The 19,114-nt window shown below is 44.1% G+C and carries 11 protein-coding genes; all 11 read right to left on the bottom strand.

Annotation, left to right across the window (positions count from 1 at the left end; all coding sequences use genetic code 11):
• Nucleotides 1-5: 5 nt before the first annotated feature.
• Nucleotides 6-3,395 (bottom strand): SusC/RagA family TonB-linked outer membrane protein, encoded by a 3,390-nt coding sequence (locus OKW21_RS08135; RefSeq protein WP_277478917.1) that lies wholly within the window; start codon nucleotides 3,393-3,395, stop codon nucleotides 6-8.
• 171 nt (nucleotides 3,396-3,566) lie between these two features.
• Nucleotides 3,567-4,583 carry a FecR family protein gene (locus OKW21_RS08130; RefSeq protein WP_277478916.1) on the bottom strand — a complete coding sequence of 339 codons (1,017 nt, stop codon included), beginning with the start codon at nucleotides 4,581-4,583 and terminating at the stop codon, nucleotides 3,567-3,569.
• Nucleotides 4,584-4,785: 202 nt separating this feature from the next.
• The gene (locus tag OKW21_RS08125; protein ID WP_277478915.1) at nucleotides 4,786-5,361 is read right to left on the bottom strand and encodes an RNA polymerase sigma-70 factor; all 576 of its coding nucleotides are present in this window, start codon (nucleotides 5,359-5,361) and stop codon (nucleotides 4,786-4,788) included.
• Nucleotides 5,362-5,545: 184 nt separating this feature from the next.
• Nucleotides 5,546-6,031, bottom strand: a complete 486-nt coding sequence (locus OKW21_RS08120; protein WP_277478914.1) for a cupin domain-containing protein — start codon at nucleotides 6,029-6,031, stop codon at nucleotides 5,546-5,548.
• 445 nt (nucleotides 6,032-6,476) lie between these two features.
• Entirely contained in the window at nucleotides 6,477-7,598 is a 1,122-nt protein-coding gene (locus tag OKW21_RS08115; protein ID WP_277478913.1) for an NHL repeat-containing protein, read from the bottom strand.
• Nucleotides 7,599-7,600: 2 nt separating this feature from the next.
• Nucleotides 7,601-9,061, bottom strand: coding sequence for a c-type cytochrome domain-containing protein (locus tag OKW21_RS08110; protein WP_277478912.1), 1,461 nt, complete (start codon nucleotides 9,059-9,061; stop codon nucleotides 7,601-7,603).
• A gap of 5 nt (nucleotides 9,062-9,066) precedes the next feature.
• Complete coding sequence (locus OKW21_RS08105) at nucleotides 9,067-10,542, bottom strand: DUF1501 domain-containing protein (protein ID WP_277478911.1); 1,476 nt, start codon at nucleotides 10,540-10,542, stop codon at nucleotides 9,067-9,069.
• Nucleotides 10,543-10,547: 5 nt separating this feature from the next.
• The gene (locus OKW21_RS08100; RefSeq protein WP_277478910.1) at nucleotides 10,548-13,343 is read right to left on the bottom strand and encodes a DUF1553 domain-containing protein; all 2,796 of its coding nucleotides are present in this window, start codon (nucleotides 13,341-13,343) and stop codon (nucleotides 10,548-10,550) included.
• 559 nt (nucleotides 13,344-13,902) lie between these two features.
• Entirely contained in the window at nucleotides 13,903-14,826 is a 924-nt protein-coding gene (locus OKW21_RS08095; protein ID WP_277478909.1) for a sugar phosphate isomerase/epimerase family protein, read from the bottom strand.
• A gap of 28 nt (nucleotides 14,827-14,854) precedes the next feature.
• A complete protein-coding gene (locus OKW21_RS08090; RefSeq protein ID WP_277478908.1) occupies nucleotides 14,855-16,339 on the bottom strand; it encodes a DUF1501 domain-containing protein in 1,485 nt (494 codons plus the stop codon).
• A 5-nt stretch (nucleotides 16,340-16,344) separates the two neighbouring features.
• Nucleotides 16,345-19,086 (bottom strand): DUF1553 domain-containing protein, encoded by a 2,742-nt coding sequence (locus tag OKW21_RS08085; protein ID WP_277478907.1) that lies wholly within the window; start codon nucleotides 19,084-19,086, stop codon nucleotides 16,345-16,347.
• Nucleotides 19,087-19,114 lie beyond the last annotated feature (28 nt).

Here is a 19,114-nt window from a genome sequence, read left to right as displayed (position 1 = left end):
AAAGACTAAAAATTAAGGTTTAGACCCAGTGCTACTGTTCTCGGAACTGGATAAGGGTTAAAATCTACACCTTCCTGCAATCCATTCAACCCATTTAGGCTAGCCTCAGGGCTAGATCCTTTGTAATTGGTAAGCACTAATGCCTGCTGTACGCTGGCAAAAATGCGCGTTTTACTTACAAACTTACTGAACTTAGGAAATGTATATCCTAAGGTGATATTTTTTACAGTAAGGTAAGAAGCATCAAGTACCAATCTGGATTGAACATTCCTGGGAAATTCGGTTGTTCCAGAAAGGGTTCTACCCACAATGCCTGCCCCTGGATTTTCAAGTGACCTCCACCGGTCTTTCACGTGCCTTTCTACATTGAATGCACCTTCCAAGGTCTCTGACCATTCTGCAAGCGCATAATACATTTTACCTCCATAAGCCCCTGCCATGACGATATTTAAATCAAAGTTTTTGAAATACAGAGAATTATTGATACCGAAAATGAATTTAGGATTGGGATTTCCAATATAAGTCTTATCGTCCGTATTTATTACACCGTCTTGATTTACATCTTTCATTCTCATAGTGCCTACTGCTGATGTGAGATGCTTGGGCTGGGCGTCGAATTCTTCCTGAGTCATATAAATGCCATCAAATACATACCCATAAAACTGTCCAATTGGTCGCCCTACTTCTGTTCTCCAGATGGTATTTGAATAATTCCCTATACCTCCGATTGGGGTATTGTTAGTACCTAGTTGGATTACCTCATTTCGGTTAATGGAGACATTGAAATCTGTATTCCAGCGAAAATCTCCTACGAAGTTGATTGTACTTGCCCCGAATTCATATCCCCAAAAATGAAACTCCCCTATGTTATCCTGTATATTGGAAAATCCGGCTCCGTTGGGAATATCTATCTGGTACAGCATATCACTTGTAGTTTTATCATAATAATCAAAAGTCAAAGATACTCTGTCATCAAAAAAGCCAAGGTCCAGGCCAACATCCATACCTCTGGTGGTCTCCCATGTCAGTTGCGAGTTACCGATAGATACTGGGCTTCTGCCTTGTACAAGTTGATCTCCGAACACATAATTGGTAGATGCAATGTTTCCAAATTGGCTATAGTTACCAATGTTGAAATTTCCTGACTCACCATATTCAGCCCTAAGTTTAAGATAACTTAAAGTACTCCAGTTTTCTGCAAAACCTTCATCAGTGATAATCCAGCCCGCAGAAATTGAGGGAAATGTCCCCCAGCGTTTGTCTGACCCAAAGCGGGATGAACCATCTCTACGAATAGAGGCAGACAAGAGATACTTTCCTCTGAAATTATAGTTGACACGGCTAAACATTGAGAGTAAAGACCATTCTGTTATATTGCTGCTTCCATTTCTGATGGCTGCAGCATCTATCCAAGTGATATCATCATCTGGAAAGTCAGTACCTGTTAGTGAGTTATTTTCCTGGCTAAACTTTTGTGCTGAGTAGCCTATTAAGGCATCTAAATGATGATCTTCAGCAATCGTTTTATTGAAATTCAATGTATTTTCCGTCAACCAGGAGTTATACGAATTGGTGGTATACGAGGCCGTAGCCATTTTAGGTGGTGGTGCGAAAATATCGCCTGCAGTAGAGGGATTAAAAAACCTGTGTTTAAAATTTCCCAGATCTAAAGAAAGAGAACTTTTAAAATGAAAATTTTCCAAAAATTCAATTTCTGCGTAGGCATTGGAAAGCAGCCTGATGGAACTGGTTAGATTCGTTCTTTCTGACATGGACTTCTTCCAATTGGGAAAAGTAAATAAACTAGGCGCAGTGAAATTCAACTTTTCGGAACCGTCCTCATTTCTATCATCCGGTGAAAAAATAGCAGGGGTTATCAATGCACCATATAAATAATTTGAGCCATGCGTTCCACCGGTTTGTTGATTCTCACTGCTTTGGTATGTGGGTGCCACATTTACCCCGACATGAATAAAATCATTTACCTGGTATTCATTATTAGAACGTAAAGAATATCTTTTATACCCACTATTTATTACTGTACCTTCCTCTTTATAATATCCGATGGTGGTAGCTGAATTAAATTTGTCTTTACCAGAGAGAAATGACAGATTATAACTGTTTTGTATTCCTGTCTGTAATAATTCATCATACCAGTCTGTATTTTCTCCGGTATACGCATCAGGATTCTGGTAAATCTCAGGAATACCTCCGGTATACCCTTCATACCTGATTTTGTCTTCAAAAAATTCCTTTTTATACTGAAGAAATTCTTTGGCATTCATCATGTCGGCTCTTCCTTTCTGGGGTACGTTAGCCCTGCCATAGGTTGCATTAAATTGAATTTGTGTTTGTCCGTTCCTGGCTCTTTTAGTAGTGATGAGCACTACCCCATTGGCCGCTCTTGATCCGTAGAGAGCTGCTGCTGAGGCGCCTTTTAACACCGAAAAGCTTTCAATCTCATTAGGGTTTATATTATTAATATCACCTACAATCGGAAAACCGTCTATGACATACAGTGGACTATTTCCTGCATTGATTGAAGCAGCTCCACGAATTCGTATTGCCATCCCTCCTCCAGGGGTACCGGATGCCTGATTGATCTGAACACCCGGGATTCTACCCTGAAGCTTTTGTGCTACCTGTCCTACCGGTTGATCTTCCAGTTGATTTGCTTCCAGGGTGGAAATAGAACCGGTCACCTCTCTCTGTTTCTGGGTACCATAACCAATCACCACAATTTCCTCCAGGCTTTGAATATCTTCTAATAACTGTATATCAATGACCGTCCTCCCATTGACCGGAATTTCCTGAATGGTATACCCGATAGATGAAAATATCAGAATGTCATTTTCACTGGGAACATTGATGTTGTATTTCCCATCAATGTCAGTGACTGTACCGGTATTACTTCCCTTTACGATCACGTTCACTCCGGGTACAGCAGTACCATCAGCTTTGGAGGTGACCGTACCAGAAACAGATACTGCCTGACCAATAATAATCGCAGGCTTTTCTCCCTTCTTTTTATCCTGCCTTCTTATACTGATATTATTGTTGATTTGCTGAAAAATCAGTTTTGAAGACCGTGAGATGTCTTTCAGTACTTCTGCAACTGAAGATTTACCCGATGATTTACTGTACTTTTCACCTAAAAAAGAGTCTTTATTGTCATAGGTGAAGACAAAATCAGTTTTGGCTTCAATGTCAGAAAATACATTCATTAAGGGTGCATTGTCATATGCAACGTCAATGATTACTTCGTGCACACTTTTTGAATCTTGTGCTTCCACGTCATGCGCAAGACAAAGATTTACTAAAATGAACTGGCTGAATAAGCCAAGAAATGAATAGCTCGCCACTTTGTAGAGTAGTTTGTAGGTTGTTTTTTTCATAGTTTTGTAGTTGTAGTTTGGACATAGCTCCTCTGCATTCCTATACTTTCTCAGGTTGCCGCCTTGGTGGTCGTATAGGATTTCTGAATTTAAGAGCCAGAGATAAGCCTAATTATCTTTGGCTTTTGCAAAATTTAATAGGTTAACGCATGTTATTCATTGGCACTTGATTTAAAAGGTTAATAGTACTGTATCCTTTGTCAGTGTAAAATTGATGTTCTTATTGAAAGTAATATCTCTCAGCACATGCCTGAGATCTTCGTTCTGGTATCTGGCTCTAATCTGCCAGTCTACCGGAGGCTTTCCCTCAAATTTGACCTGTACACCGTACCATCTTTCTATGGCCTGGCAAAAGTCATAAAAACCCGTTCCATCAAAATTGAGTATTCCTTCCTTCCATCCAAAAGTGGCGACATAGTCAAAGGCTCTTCTATAGAAGAGGGTATTATCTCTGGAAGTAATCAGTTCTTCCCCCGGAGACAAAATTGCAGTTTGAATATGATCACTACTCTGCACCTTCACCTTACCCTCCAAAAGGGCTATTCTGACAGTATCATTTTGAGGATAACTAAAAATGTTAAAAGAGGTACCAAGTACCTGGGTTCTGGTATCTGCGGTTTCTACTATGAAAGGTTTTTCCTTATTTTTAGCAACTTCAAAAAATGCTTCACCCATAAGTTTGGTGCTTCTCACTGAGTCTGAAAATTTTTCAGGATAAGACAAGCTACTCGCTGAATTTAGCCACACTTTGGTGCCATCCGGCAACATATGTACCGTCCTTCTACCATTTGGATTTTCTACCTTTACCCAGGCTAGCGATTCTGTTATCTGAGAGGTAGTATTGTTATAAACCAGAAATGAAAACACTCCCACTCCCATCAATAAAAAAATAAAAATGGCAGCGATTTTACTCCAGTACCCCAAATCTATCTCCCGATGAATTGCATATTTTGTCTTAGAGTTTTCTGTTATTCCATTATGCCAGATCTGATCTCTAAGTTTAATTTTCTCTGGGGCTAATGGCGTTTCCGAAGTGGATAACCAGGCATCATGCAAATGTGTAAATACCGCTTTGTTTTCAGCAGAGGTATTGATCCATTTTTCCAACGCCTCTTTTTCGTCTGCTGATGCTTTCTGACTGAGGTACAATGCGATCAGTCGGTCTATGTCGGGATGAGAGTTGTTCATTGATTTTTTCCTATACTCATATAACTCACAACCAATGAAAAACCCGTAATTTGTATCTAAAAAAAAGATTATTTTTACATTTAAACTAATATTTTACGCTATTGAGTTAGTTTATTTGAAAAAAATAGGAGTCTATTGTTGATATTGTGAAGCTTCATAACTTAGACTTCCAATACATTCCCACTCTTGTTTACACTTTTTATTACTTTTTTGATTTTTCTGTAGCACCGTATTTCTCGATATGAGTTCTCAGCGTCTCTATGGCAAGCTTGAGGTGAACTTCTACTGTTCGTTCTGAGATATCCATGAGTTCAGCTACTTTGCGATAGCTAAAGTTTTCTTCCCGAATCAACTGAAACACCATTTTTCGTCGGGGTGGAAGGTTAATGATCACTTGTTGTATTAAAGTCGAGAGTTCCTCTTCTACCAATTTTTCATATGGATCAGAGGTATTTGTAGTAAAGGGTATAGACTGTTCAAATCCCTGATTATACTGATTGACTTTCCCTTGTTTTCTAATAAATGAAAGGCATTTATTTTTTACAGAAGCGTATAAGTAGGCTTCAAAATGATTCAATTTAAATACCCGCTCGCGTTGAGCAAGCATGTTGGTAAGAACTTCAGCGACTACATCTTCTGCTTCCTGCTCAGTGTTCAAAAAAATAAGGGCAAACTGAATAAGTTTTTGATAATAAAATGCAAAAAATGTATCAAAGGCTTTCTTATCTCCTTCTGCTATATTGTCGAAGAGTAAACGTTTATTGTCTATGATATTCATTCTCCCATTTGAAAACCTTTATATGAATTATAACTAACGACTCGGCTAACTGACGGGCAACGTGCCGGTTGGACTGGCTTCCTTTTCACGCCAGATGTGGCGCTTGGAGCTTTTGACTTACAGTCCATTATTCCACAGCCGGGGCGTCAGATTGCTGATGTTCGCGGCATGCCATTATTCTTGCTTATCTATATTCTCTCAGTTTATTGATTGTTTCCGTAAAATGCTCAACTGGCTGATTTAAATCAGGAATAACATCCTTGTCAGTAAGCGTAACGCCAAAGGTTCTGAACAAACTTTCTAACCCCTCTGCTCCTCCTGGTACTATTGTTCCTAATACCTTCCCTTTGCTTCCACCGGTATTTTTAAAGCTATGTTTTACATGAGGCGGCACACTTACAAATGCCCCTTTGGTGCAGCGTATTGGCTTATTCATATCTTCCACGTAAAACGTAAATTCTCCTTCAAGAATGTAGAATGTTTCAGCTTCTTCATGTGAATGAGGCTCCACGTTGGTTCCGGGAGGTAATGCTGTTTCGCACATCATAAAATTATCACCTGACTGTGATGATGCCACTTTAAATGTCATTAAGCCGATGCGAAAGAGAATTTTTTCACCTTCTCCTTCCTGCAGTATCACCGTTTTCCAATTTTTGTTCTTCTCTTTCACAGTAAAGTATCTTTAATCTACCCTTTGGCTTTTAGAGAGTAGGGGTTGAGATCAAATGCTTGCTGCAAGCATATCCCTGACTTTCAATTGAGCAAAGCCTGTTTGCCTCCTAATTCCCGATTCTATAGTCTTATATTAAAAATTTAATATTTTAAAATCATATACCTCTAAGTCATTATATGCGTTCCAGATCACTTTAATATATGAAGAAAAGAAGAGAAAGAAAATGTGCTTTTTAAAATTACAAAACCACTTTTTCCCTAAAACACAGACGTATTCCATCCTTCGTTTACTGCCAATACAAAGTAAGTAAAAAGGTCGAGAAAATAATGCCTGAAGTTCCCTGTCAGTACTCAGAAAGGCAATTCAAAGGTTCATTCTGATGGCTTCAACTAATTTATCCGTGGTGCTAGCTTTTGTCTGAAATTTACTGTGTGTACGTATATTACACCCTCACCAGCTTGATAGGATATACCTTATTGGCATTCCATTGGGGTATGTATAAATTTTTATCATTATCTATACATACATCGTGAGGATGTTTAAAAAGTTTTTCCTGCTGTTCTATCTGCACCAGCTTACTTCCCCTATATACAGGTGGGCTACCACCAGGATTGGAAATGACATGATCATCATTATTTAATATCGTAACAAAACCGGTTTCATCACGTGATGGTCGGTCGGAACGGAGGACCGCTGCATACATATATTGTTCATCCACCACTGCCCGGCAAACAAATGCACCGGGAATCTCAATATTAGCTATAAACTTTCCATCTAAAGTGAATCTCTTGATCATATTATCCATTCGGGAAGTAACCAGCAGTTCCGGTTTTTTTTTCCGCCTGTCTAACGTAATTCCATGTGCATTATTCAATAAGGAAGGATCTACTTGTTCAGGCTCATTTTCCCATTGAATTTTATCAGGATAGCGGTTTTCCAAAAGCTCTTTCCATAACCAGCCCATGCCTCCGAATTTTCGTAAAAACATACCCTGCGCATCATACTGCAAAATGAGTTGTGTACCATAACCATCCGCTACATAAATATCTCCATTGGCAGCAATGGCCGTTTCGGTAGGATAATATTTCTCCGAATTATACTGTCCTTCCAATGCTTTGGGGAACGCTAATTTAAGCAGAACCTTTCCCTCCAGAGTAGTTTTATACACTGCATGCGAAGCGATATCAGTAATGTACAGAAACTCTTCTCCACCTTCATCATTGAGTGTAAGCCCATGTGCCCCAGCAAAATCATGCCCCCAGGTTTTCATCAACTTTCCCGATAAATCATAAATGATCACATTATTTTTTGTCTCATTGGTCAACAGAAAAATACGTCCATTTTTGTCCTGCACCATCTCATGGCAGTCATTCACCGGCGTTTTGGAAGGATTAAGGTTACCCCAGGACAGATCAGCTCTATACTGAAAATCACCATGGCCGATTATATTTTTGCTAAGCTTAGGACTGCTCACGATATTAAAAACATGCTCCGGTAGTAAAAAGCTGCTACTTACCAGTGCCGTAGTATTTTTGATAAACTCTCTTCTGGACTTGCTTTCCATGCTTATTTTTGTTCCTGTTTTTCTTTAAGGTTTGCCTGGACAGTATTCAATACTTCTTCCTCAAATTCAACGCCCATATTCACTTCCAGTTGAGGTAAAGCCTGCTGAAGCTGGGCTACGCCTTCTTTGGTAGCCTGAGTTTGCCAGAGATAGAGCTTGCGTAGATTTTTTAACCCTTTGAGCTGCTGTATGCCTTCATCACTTACCTGGGTGCCGTAGAGGTTAAGGTATTCCAGATAAGGCATATCCTTCAGATGTTGCAATCCGGCATCGGTTACCTGGGTGTTTTCCAGATGAAGGCGGGTGAGCTTGGTAAACTTGGGAATCGCTGTCAATGCCTGATCGGTAGTTTTGGTGTCGCCCATGTCCAGCCAGGTCAACTGCTCAGCCACGGGTTGTAAGGTCTGTACTAAAGAATCTCCTGACTTGCTCAGTGGGATGCGTACCTGCAACCAGTTGACCTCAGCCGCCAGTGGCATCACCTGCACACCCTCCTGCTGCAGCTGACTTAAAGTCTGTTCTTCGGCAGCTTTTACCTCAGAAGCCAGCAGTATCTCTACCTCTGTTTTGTTGGCATTGGGGTCTACCAGGGTATTCAACACTTTTTGTATGTCATCATTGACATTGACCTGGGCTACTTTTTTATCAAAAGGAGCGCCTTCGGCTACCCACCAGCTTAGCAGTTCTACCTGCTCATCGGTAAGCTGGCTTTTTCCTTCGGGAGGCATGTGGTCGTCATGATCTTCAGGAAGGAGAACACGCTTGATCATGTCGCTTTCTTCGGTGTTTCCTGCCACGAAGATAGCCCCGTTCTCTCCCCCCTCCTGCAAAGCCTCAACCGTATGCATCATCAGTTCGCCTTTCTTTTTATCGGGATTGTGGCAGGATACGCAGCGAGCATCAAGGATGGGATAAATGATATCATGATAGACCTGAGCTTCCGGCAGGTCGGTGATGACCACGGCTTTCTTTTCTATTTTGGGTTCCAGTCCGGCTACTGCACGCAGTGGGTTAGGCATGTACTGGGTCAGGTAATCAGAACCGTGGGTCAGTGAGCCTCCATAGTGGCCGGCAGCCATCAGCACGACTACCATGACTGAGAGTACCGAGACATAGGCTTTGTCCAGGCCGGGAGAGGCTTGTTTAGCTGCCTGCCAGTTGAGTAGCCAGGCCACGATAGCAGTAACAGCAGCAGCAATTCCCAGCCATTGATGCAGGCTCAGCAGTTCTTCTCCATAGCCTCCACCCTGTGCCAGCATGAGCCCCAGGGCAGCAGCGACAACTGCTGAGAAAGCACCCAGCAAAAGCACAAAGCCTACGGCGGGTTTGTATGCTTCAAATTTTTTGAAGCGAGAGAGGATTTCCAGCACAAAGGCGATCAATAAAAAGCCAATAGGTAAGTGCAGAATGAGTGGGTGAAATCGCCCGAAAAATAATACCAGGTCTGAGGTTGTTTGCTCCATAAAGTTTATGCGATAATCTCTTTTACTACTTTACCCGCCACATCAGTAAGTCTAAAATCTCTACCCTGAAAATGATAGGTGAGTCTTTCGTGGTCAACACCTAGCTGGTGTAAAATGGTGGCTTGAAGATCATGGATATGAACCCTGCCACTTATCCCTGAGAACCCAATCTCATCGGTCTCTCCATGCGTAAAGCCTTTTTTTACTCCTCCTCCGGCCATCCACATAGTAAAAGCATCACCATGATGATCACGCCCTTTGAAGTTAGCACCGGAGCGCGCTTCCATCATAGGTGTTCGCCCAAATTCTCCACCCCAGACCACCAGGGTCTCGTCCAGCAAGCCTCTTTGTTTTAAATCCTTCAGTAGGGCACTCATAGGTTTGTCTATTTCCTGACAGGCATTTTTCAAGGCTCCATCCACACCATTGTTGGGACCAGCACCATGCGTATCCCATCTTCTATCAAAAAGCTGCACGAAACGAACGCCATTCTCAACCAATCTTCTAGCCAGTAAGCAATTATTTGCAAAAGCGTTCTTACCGGGTTGTGTCCCATACATATCATGTATCCACTGGGGTTCTTCATTGATGTTCATCACCTCAGGCACAGATGTCTGCATACGAAAGGCTAGCTCATACTGGGAAATCCTCGTCAGGATTTCAGGGTCCTTAGATTCTATGTACTCTTGTTCGTTGATTTCGTTAATAATGTCTATGGACCGCTTCCTCAGGAAAGGGTCAACATCACCTGGATTAGAGAGATAGAGTACCGGATCCCCTTCGGAGCGGCATTGGACTCCCTGATGTATGGTAGGCAAAAACCCACTGCCCCATATGCTTTTACCCGCGCTGGGTTCACTTCCAGATACCAGAACCACAAAGCCGGGAAGGTTTTGATTTTCCGAGCCGAGGCCGTAGGATACCCATGAACCCATACTGGGTCTACCCAATCGGGGGCCGCCGGTATGCATAAAAAGTTGTGCAGGAGCATGGTTAAATTCATCAGTGTGTACCGCTTTCAGAAAAGTAACTTCATCTACCATTTTTGAGAAATGAGGGAGGTAATCCGAGACATAAGCTCCGGATTGTCCATGTTGCTGAAATTTTGCTTGCGTGCCCAACATTTGGGGTACACCTTTGATAAAAGCAAACTTCTTTCCTTCTAAAAGTGATGTCGGACAGTCCTTACCATCTAATTGATTGAGGGTAGGTTTGTAGTCAAATAACTCCAATTGAGAGGGTGCTCCGGCCATATGCAAAAAAATGACATTTTTGGCTTTTCCGGGAAAATGAGTAAGCAGAGACCTGGCAGTCTCCGCTGTATGGGAAGAAGCCCCTTGCTTTGCAGAAGACCAGGGGTCGCATCCTGACAAGGAGCCTAGGGCCAGGGCGCCCAAGCCGGACATGCACTTCCTTAAAAAGTGGCGCCGAGTGTTATATGTAGCGACTTTGAACTGTGCTTCTTCTATGATGTTGTGCATTATAATTAATTTTTAGTAACAAATTCATCCAGGTTGAGCAAAGCATTGGCTACCAGAGACAATGCCTTATGCTTCGCTGCTTCATTCTCTGAAAAAGCTACCGAATGGACTAATTCTTTTTTGTTGTAACGCTCATATGCCTCTTCGTACAATTGCCGGAGCGCTTTAAGTTTTTTCTTGGAAGGGGGCTGAAACATCACTCGCTCGTATCCCCTTTTTAAGCAGACTTCTACCTCTGTGTCAACGGAAGCCATATAATCTGCCAAATGCTCAGCTGCAGCAAAAAACGTTGAATCATTTAGAAGTGTTAAAGCCTGTAAAGGGGTATTCGTTCGTATGCGCCTTGATGTGCATACATTGCGTGAAGTACCATCAAAAGTGATAAGCATAGGATGTGGACTGGTTCGTTTGGTAAAGACATAGAGCGAACGTCTATATTGCGCTTTTCCGGTATCAGCCTTCCAGCTTCCCCACCCATTGGTAGATACATCAGGGCGAGGAGGTTTGATGCTTGGTCCGTACATCTCTTTATTGATCAGTCCACTGACAGCCAGTACCTGGTCACGTACTTGTTCTGCACTCAATCTTACCCGTGGACCGCGGGAAACCAGCCGATTTTTAGGGTCTTTTTCTATCTTTTCTGGTGTAGCCACTGAACTTTGCTGATATGCAGCAGACATAACGATTTGCTTTATCAGCAACTTCATACTCCACTGGTACTCATCCATGAACCGCACTGCCAGCCAGTCCAGTAAACTGGCATGTGAAGGGGGTTCGCCCTGTGAACCAAATTCTTCCATGGTTTCAATAATGCCAGTACCAAAGATTTGTGCCCAGACACGATTGACCATGACACGGGCAGTAAGCGGATTTTCTGTACTAACCAGCCATTGGGCCATACCCAAGCGGTTGGTAGGCTCATCGGTAGGTATTTCGCCCAGGATGTCAGGAACATCAGCTATTACCTCCTCTCCTTCTACCATCCAGTTACCTCTTTCAAAGACATAGGTTTTCCTACTCTTGCGGGGAGGAAGGTCTTGCATGATGGGTGTAAACATGGGTTTGATCGCTGCCAGTTGCTTAAGCTTTTGATTGAAATTTTGATCATAAGCTGCTTTGGCAGGTTTTTTTTCATGGTAGTACATCCAGTCCAGGTGAAACAGGTGCTGGGTTAAATCTTTATTTTTTCTGAACTGATAATAGACATCATGTTTTCCATTGGTTTTTATGATGGGTGTAGTAAAAATTTTCCACAGCTCATCTTCCGGTTTAGAACCTGACCATCCCCTCCATTGGCCAGTAGTCGTAATCTCTGTTTGCCCTATCTTCTTTCCATCGACAGAGTCCAGCCGTACATCTATGTATCCACCAGATATAGCGGTAGCGCAACGGAAAGAAATTTGCTCAACGTCAGTCAGATCTATCTCCTCAAACATAATCCAGGAGCTATCCTGCACCTGCCACACTACATCCTGATCGGGAGCCATCAGTTCTATCAGTTTACTGGAACCCTGGTATTCTTCCGCTTCTACATGACGGTAGCCTAGCTGATAGAGAATATCTTCCTTTTCTTGATGCAAAAATCTTTCACCTGATAATCTAGCCTTGTCTTCATCACGCAGGTGATTCTTTAGCCATGTCAAAATATTGTCTACTTTCTGAGCATCTTCTCCTTCATAGGTAAATAGTTTAGGTTGCTCATTGTAAATGTCTTTGTCTTCCGTATTGTTGAAGAAGGCCATAAATTGATAGAACTCTTCATGTCGTATGGGATCGTAGGGATGGCTATGACATTGTACACAAGCCATGGTGGTACCCTGCCACACTTCAAAGGTCGTCCCTACCCTTTCTACCACTGCTGCTACTCTGAATTCTTCATTATCTGTACCTCCCTCATCGTTGGCCATGGTATTGCGATGAAAAGCAGTAGCAATTAGCTGATCCTGCGAGGGCTGTGGCAGCAGATCTCCGGCTAGTTGTTCAACGGTAAACTGATCATAAGGCATATCCTGATTGAAAGCCTGAATTACCCAATCACGATATTTCCAGATACTTCTGTTCAGATCTTTTTCATAACCTTTGGTGTCTGCATAACGAGCCAGGTCAAGCCACATTGCTGCCCAGCGCTCACCAAAATGAGGTGAGTCTAACAACTTATTTACCAGTTTCTCATAGGCATCAGGACGCTGGTCATCCAGAAACTCCTGAGCCTCAGCAGGAGTAGGTGGTAAACCTATCAGGTCCAGATAAAGACGGCGGAGCAAGACCTCCTGGCTGGCTACTGGGGCAGGACTTAAACCCTTCTCATCTAATTTTGAAAAAATGAAGTTATCAATATTATTGCTCACCAGTTGCTGATGTTTTGTTTCAGGAGGAGTGAGGGCTCGGCTTGGTGGAGTATAGGCCCAGTGTGTCTCCCACTCTGCTCCCTGATTGATCCAGTCCTTTATCAGTTCAATTTCTTTCTTGCTAAGCGGTTCGGCTTCAAGAGGCATCCGCATTTCAGGATCATGATGAACAAGTCTTTTGTACACCTCACTATTTTCAGCATCACCGGGTATGATCGCTGGCAAGCCTGATTCAGTAGTATCCAAAGCTTCTTCACGAAACAAAAAACTCAAACCACTAGATTTTTTCACACCTCCATGACAGGTGATGCACTTGCTGTTGATGATTGGGCGGATGTCCTGATTATAACTGACTTTTTTGTCAAGATTATTCTTAATTACCAAATAGGTGGAAACTGATAAGAATGCAACAGCTACCAGGGTATAGAAAATATTTACGCTATTGAATCTCATTAAAACGAAGTTTTACTGGCTTTTGATCATTAGGAGACGCATAGAATGAGCTCATTTCAGAGCAGGTTAAACACACTTCCAATATTTGGCCATTATTGGTGTGCTGGCACAATACTTTCCTTATCCACTGTTTGCTACTTTCAACTGAATAGTGATGCTGAATCAAGCTATACAGAAAAAATATTTGGGAATAAAAGTTGCTCATTTGTAAATCATTTACCTCTATAACTAATAGAAAGTAAAAAACCCGTAATTGTAAAAGAATATTAAGGTAATTATTTCATATATCGTAAAAAAAGCATCAACAAGTTACCAATCTATTATCAATATACGGAATCTATTTTGTGATAAGTATGAAGTTAAGGTTGACTTAGTGATTCAATGGGTAGGTTAGCTATTGAGCAAAAACCTGAGCCTGCGTGAAAACGAGAACAAATAATGACAGGGAAGACTTTGCCAAAGGGCTTACCAGCTTCATGGATAAATAGGTGGTGTAGATAAGGGAATTGCACGGTCTGAGAAAAAGCAAGTCAGCTTCTAAAAACTACTCACAAAATATTCAACTGCTATACCTTGCCCTCCAGGCTTGCATCATATAAGCATTCACCTCCCAGAGGTCAGCCAGGGGCTGGCGAGTGAAGGGCACCATCGCCATATAGTTGGGAGGGCCAAATTCAGCGGTCATGGTCAGGTTTCGCCCCTGTGCTATACTGTACTTCACTACCTGGTCCCACCAGGCAAAATGCGTTTCTACTTCCTGTTTCCACTCCGGCGCCCTGGGATCAGTGATCTGCGGGCTTTCCGCATGGCCAATTCTTGAATGTATATGTCCTGTACGGCTCAAAGCCAGCTTCACAGTTTCTTCCTGATCCTGTAGTAAAGATTCATGTACATTGCACCAGTGGGAAATATCCAGCGCCAGTTGGAGTTCAGGAATAGCTTCAATAAACTGCCGGGCGATATGGGCGGCAAACAGCATCCTGGACCGGTGTGTCTCATGATAGATATTGATACCTGATGTGCGATGTTTCTGAGTAGTGTACACAATAATTTGTTTGTTCTGCTCAAAAGTGAAATAATCTCGCCCCGAATGACAGTTGATAAAAAGCGGTTTTAGGGCAATGGCTTTATCCAAAGCGCTTTGAAACTGCTCAAAATGCTTTTCAAATTTGGCATCGGAACCTGCCACCAAAAAACCATAGGAGAGTCGGTGCTTATCCGCTGCCAGCATCAGCTGATCTATATCCTCTCGCTGCTGCGGCACCCACACTTCTATCCCATCATAACCACTGATTTTAGCTTTGGCACAGAACGCCTCCCAACTTCCCTGAAAGCCCCAATTTGTCGCCATAATTTTGATGGAAAAATCGGCAGGCACAGAGAAATCCAACGGAGGCTTTTCTTTGGTGAGTGTGGTATTGAGGAATAACCCGCTACCCAGGGTGCCTGATTGAGCAAGGAAAGTTCTGCGGTTGATGGCCATTGGTTACAAGTGTTTTTTTTCGAAAATATCATGCGATAAGGTCTTTGACAACTTTACCTGCCACATCGGTGAGGCGAAAATCCCTGCCCTGGAAAGGGTAAGTAAGTTTTTCATGGTTCATTCCCAGCTGATGGAGGATAGTGGCCTGAAGGTCATGGACATGCACCCGGTCTCTAACCCCATAGTAGCCTATCTCATCGGTTTCTCCATAGGTTATGCCTCCTTTGATTCCTCCGCCAGCCATCCATACCGTGAAGGCTTCAGTATGATGGTCTCTTCCCATAAAAGGCATCTCTTTGCCATTACGGTTTTCCTGCATAGGTGTACGACCAAACTCACCTCCCCAGATCACCAGGGTTTCTTCCAGTAAGCCTCGCTGCTTCAGGTCTTTAATTAAAGCGGTCATGGGCTGGTCTACCTGTCGGCATTTGTCCTGAAAGCCAGCTTCCAGCGCCGTGCTCTTGTCGGTACCGTGAGAATCCCAGCCCCAGTCAAAGAGCTGAACAAAGCGGACGCCTTTTTCTACCAGCCTTCTGGCCAGCAGGCAATTGTTGGCAAAGGAAGATTTGCCGGGTTCAGTACCATACATTTTATGGATATGCTCCGGCTCTTTGTTGATATCCATCACCTCCGGTACGGATGTCTGCATGCGAAAGGCCATTTCATACTGAGAGATACGGGTCAGGATTTCCGGATCCTGCACATCCTGATATTCTTTCTCATTGATACTGTTGATGGCGTCCAGCGTAGTTCTTCGCAGTTTACCATCTATACCCTCAGGGTTGGAAACATACAAGACCGGATCACCTTCGGAACGGCATTGTACCCCCTGATATACGGAAGGCAGAAAGCCGCTACCCCACACACTTTTTCCCGCACTAGGCGTTTTACCTCCCGACACCAGCACCATAAAGCCAGGCAGATTTTCGTTCTCAGTGCCCAGCCCGTAGGTAACCCATGAACCCATGCTGGGTCTGCCTAAGCGTGCGCCTCCGGTTTGTAAAAGCAACTGTGCCGGCGCATGATTAAACTCATCGGTATGCATGGTTTTGATGATGGCGGCCTCATCTACGATAGTTGAAAAGTGAGGAAGGTGATTGGAGACCATCGTTCCTGACTCACCATGATTTTTGAATTTTGCCTGAGGCCCCAGCATTTTAGGTACCCCCTGGATGAAAGCAAACTTCTTACCTTCAAGAAGCGAAGGCGGACAATCCAGATTATGCAGTTTGGCCAGCTCAGGTTTGTAGTCAAAGAGTTCCAGTTGAGAGGGAGAGCCCGCCATATGCAGATAAATCACACCCTTGGCCTTGCCAGCAAAATGAGGAAACCTGCTGGCCATAGGGTTTGCGTCAATTTCCATGGCTTGCCTGGGGGAAGAAGAAGAGAAAGGATTGCAGCCCGTCATCGCCCCAAAGGCAATGGCTCCCAGGCCGGAAGTGCACTGCCTGAGAAAATGTCTGCGGGTCTGATATTGTAATCTTTTGTATTGTAGCTCTTGAAATAAGTCCATTGGGCTTAAGATTTTGTGATGAATTCGTCCAGATTAAGGATGACATTGGCGACTACAGTAAGTACGGCTAGTTCTACATTGTCCTCTCCGGCTACCTGTTTTACAGCTTCAGGCTGTGCTTCCAACTGCAGGCGGGTTTCATGATATAGCTTCTGTAAATCCTGAAGCTTTTCGGCTTCAATCTCTTTGAGCATAGCCAGCTTATAGCCTCTTTTGAGTTGTCCCTCAAGGTGTTCCGCCTCCTGCATGCGCTGGGCTAACCCATGTGCCGCTTCCATATACACGGGGTCATTGAGCGTTACCAATGCCTGTAAAGGGGTATTAGTATCTATCCGCCGGGTCACACAAAATTCACGGCTGGGACCATCAAAAGCGATCATGGAAGGATAGGGGCTGGTTCTGCGCCAGTAGGTATAGAGCGCTCTTCTGTACTTATCTTCGCCTTCGCTGGTCTCCCACGACATGCCATTGTACACCACCTGCCAGATCCCTTCCGGCTGGGGCGGCATCACGCTGGGGCCATACATCTTATCGCTGAGCAATCCACTTACTGCCAGTGCCTGATCCCGTACCTGCTCAGCATTGAGACGCACTCTGGGACCGCGTGCCAGCAGACGGTTGTCAGGATCAACTGCCAGAAGCTTTTGCGATGCTTTGGAAGATTGGCGGTAGGCAGCCGACATCACCATTTGCTTCAGTAGTTTTTTGATGCTCCACGCATGCTCGTACATAAACTGCTGTGCCAGCCAGTCCAGAAGTTCGGGATGCGAAGTTGCGAATCCCTGGGTGCCAAAATCTTCTATGGTTTCTACAATACCGGTACCGAAAAGCTGCGCCCAGAAGCGGTTGACCGTCACCCGGGCGGTTAGGGGATTGTCTTTACTCACCAGCCACCGGGCAAAGCCCAGACGATTTTGAGGAGCGCCGTCCGGCATAGCATTCCAGGCCTGGGGCAGGCCGGGCTGCACTTCTTCACCATGCACCATCCAGTTACCTCGCTCAAAGACATACGTCTTCCGACGGTAGCCATCGGCTTTCTCGATCATGACCGGCGTCTCAATGACTTCCGGGCTATTGATCAGGTGGAAAAGCTGTTGGTTTACCTGCTCATAACCGGCCTGATTTTCACCTGGCAAAGCCTCGTTGAGCAATATCCACTCAATGGTACACAGATAACCTTTTTGTCCCGGACTTTTAAATTTCAGGTATAAATCATGCCTACCCTCAGTTGCAGGAATAGGCACGGCCACCGTTTGAAAGCCTTCTGTATTTTGCATGTTCCAGCGGGTGAGCAGCCTACCCTCCAGGCTGTCCAGTCGGATTTCTACCTGTGGCTTACTACTCCCAGCACTGTAGTGAAACAGTATTTGGTCAGCTCCACTCAGGGGAACATCTGGAACGCGGTTATGACCACCATCCTCAATCGTCAATCTCTTGTAGCCATCCAGCGTCCCTTTCTGAATTTTATCAAAAGAGTGCCCGTGAATTTTAGGTTCGCTCACTTTTACCAGATTCACAAACTGCTGTGCTTTTTCCAGTTTGACATCAGCAGATGCGGTATGTTCAATCACCCAGTTCTTTACCTGCTCCAGGCTTTGCCGGTCCGCTTCCTGTTTGAATGTTTTCAGATTAGGTGATTCACTGGCCACATCTTCATCGGCAGTATTGTTGAAGAAAGCATATGACTTGTAGTAATCCTCGTGGCGGATGGGATCGTAGGGGTGGCTGTGGCATTGTACACAGGCCATGGTAGTTGCCTGCCACACATCCCAGCTGGTGTTGACCCGGTCAATTACAGCAGCTACCCTGAATTCTTCATCATCGGTACCGCCTTCGTCATTGTTCATGGTGTTGCGATGAAAAGCGGTAGCGATCAGTTGCTCATCAGTGGGCTTAAGAAGTAAATCTCCGGCCAGTTGCTCTATGGTAAATTCATCAAAAGGTTTATCATCATTGAAAGCTTTGATCAGCCAGTCGCGGTATTGCCAGATACTACGCCCCCGGTCTGCTTCATAACCTTTGGAGTCAGCATAGCGGGCCAGATCCATCCACATAGAAGCCCAGCGTTCACCGTAGCGGGGAGAAGCCAGCAGACGATCTACTTCTTCTTCGTAGGCATCAGCTGAAGTATTGGCTAAAAAGTGATCCAGCTCTTCTTCGGTAGGGGGCAGTCCGGTCAAATCCAGACTAAGACGGCGCAAAAGGGTTGCCTTGTCTGCTGGAGATGAAGGCTGTAGATTTTCTTCTTCCAGGCGGTTCAGGATAAACTGGTCAATCTGATTATCTCCCCACTCCGCCTGCGTTTCAGGAGGCTCTATCGGTTCAGGCTTGATGTAGGCCCAGTGGTCTTCCCACTTCGCCCCTTCTTCAATCCATTGCGTTAGCAGGTTGATTTCCTCCTGAGTAAGTGGATCACCCTCGGGAGGCATACGCACCTCAGGGTCATCATGGGTGATGCGGTGTATCATCTCACTTTCGTCTACACTGCCCGGTACGATGGCCCTCTTACCTGACTCATTTACCCCCAGGGCTTCGCTGCGAAATAGCAAGCTGAACTCTCCTGACCGTTTGACGCCCCCGTGACAGGTAATGCACTTCTTGTTGAGGATAGGGCGAATTTCAGCATTGAAATCCACCGGATGACTGCCAATAACATCTGACTCCCACAAGAAGTAGGTAGTCAAAGCCAGCAAGCCTATGGAAAGTAAAACTCCTATTTTCTTCATATTCAGGTAAGTACGCTTCATATATTTTGACTTACGGAAAACATCTTTA

It is taken from the genome of Catalinimonas alkaloidigena (assembly GCF_029504655.1).
Lineage (GTDB): Bacteria > Bacteroidota > Bacteroidia > Cytophagales > Cyclobacteriaceae > Catalinimonas > Catalinimonas alkaloidigena.
The sequence above is the reverse complement of the archived record's forward strand: the minus strand, read 5'-3'. Positions and strand labels throughout refer to the sequence as shown.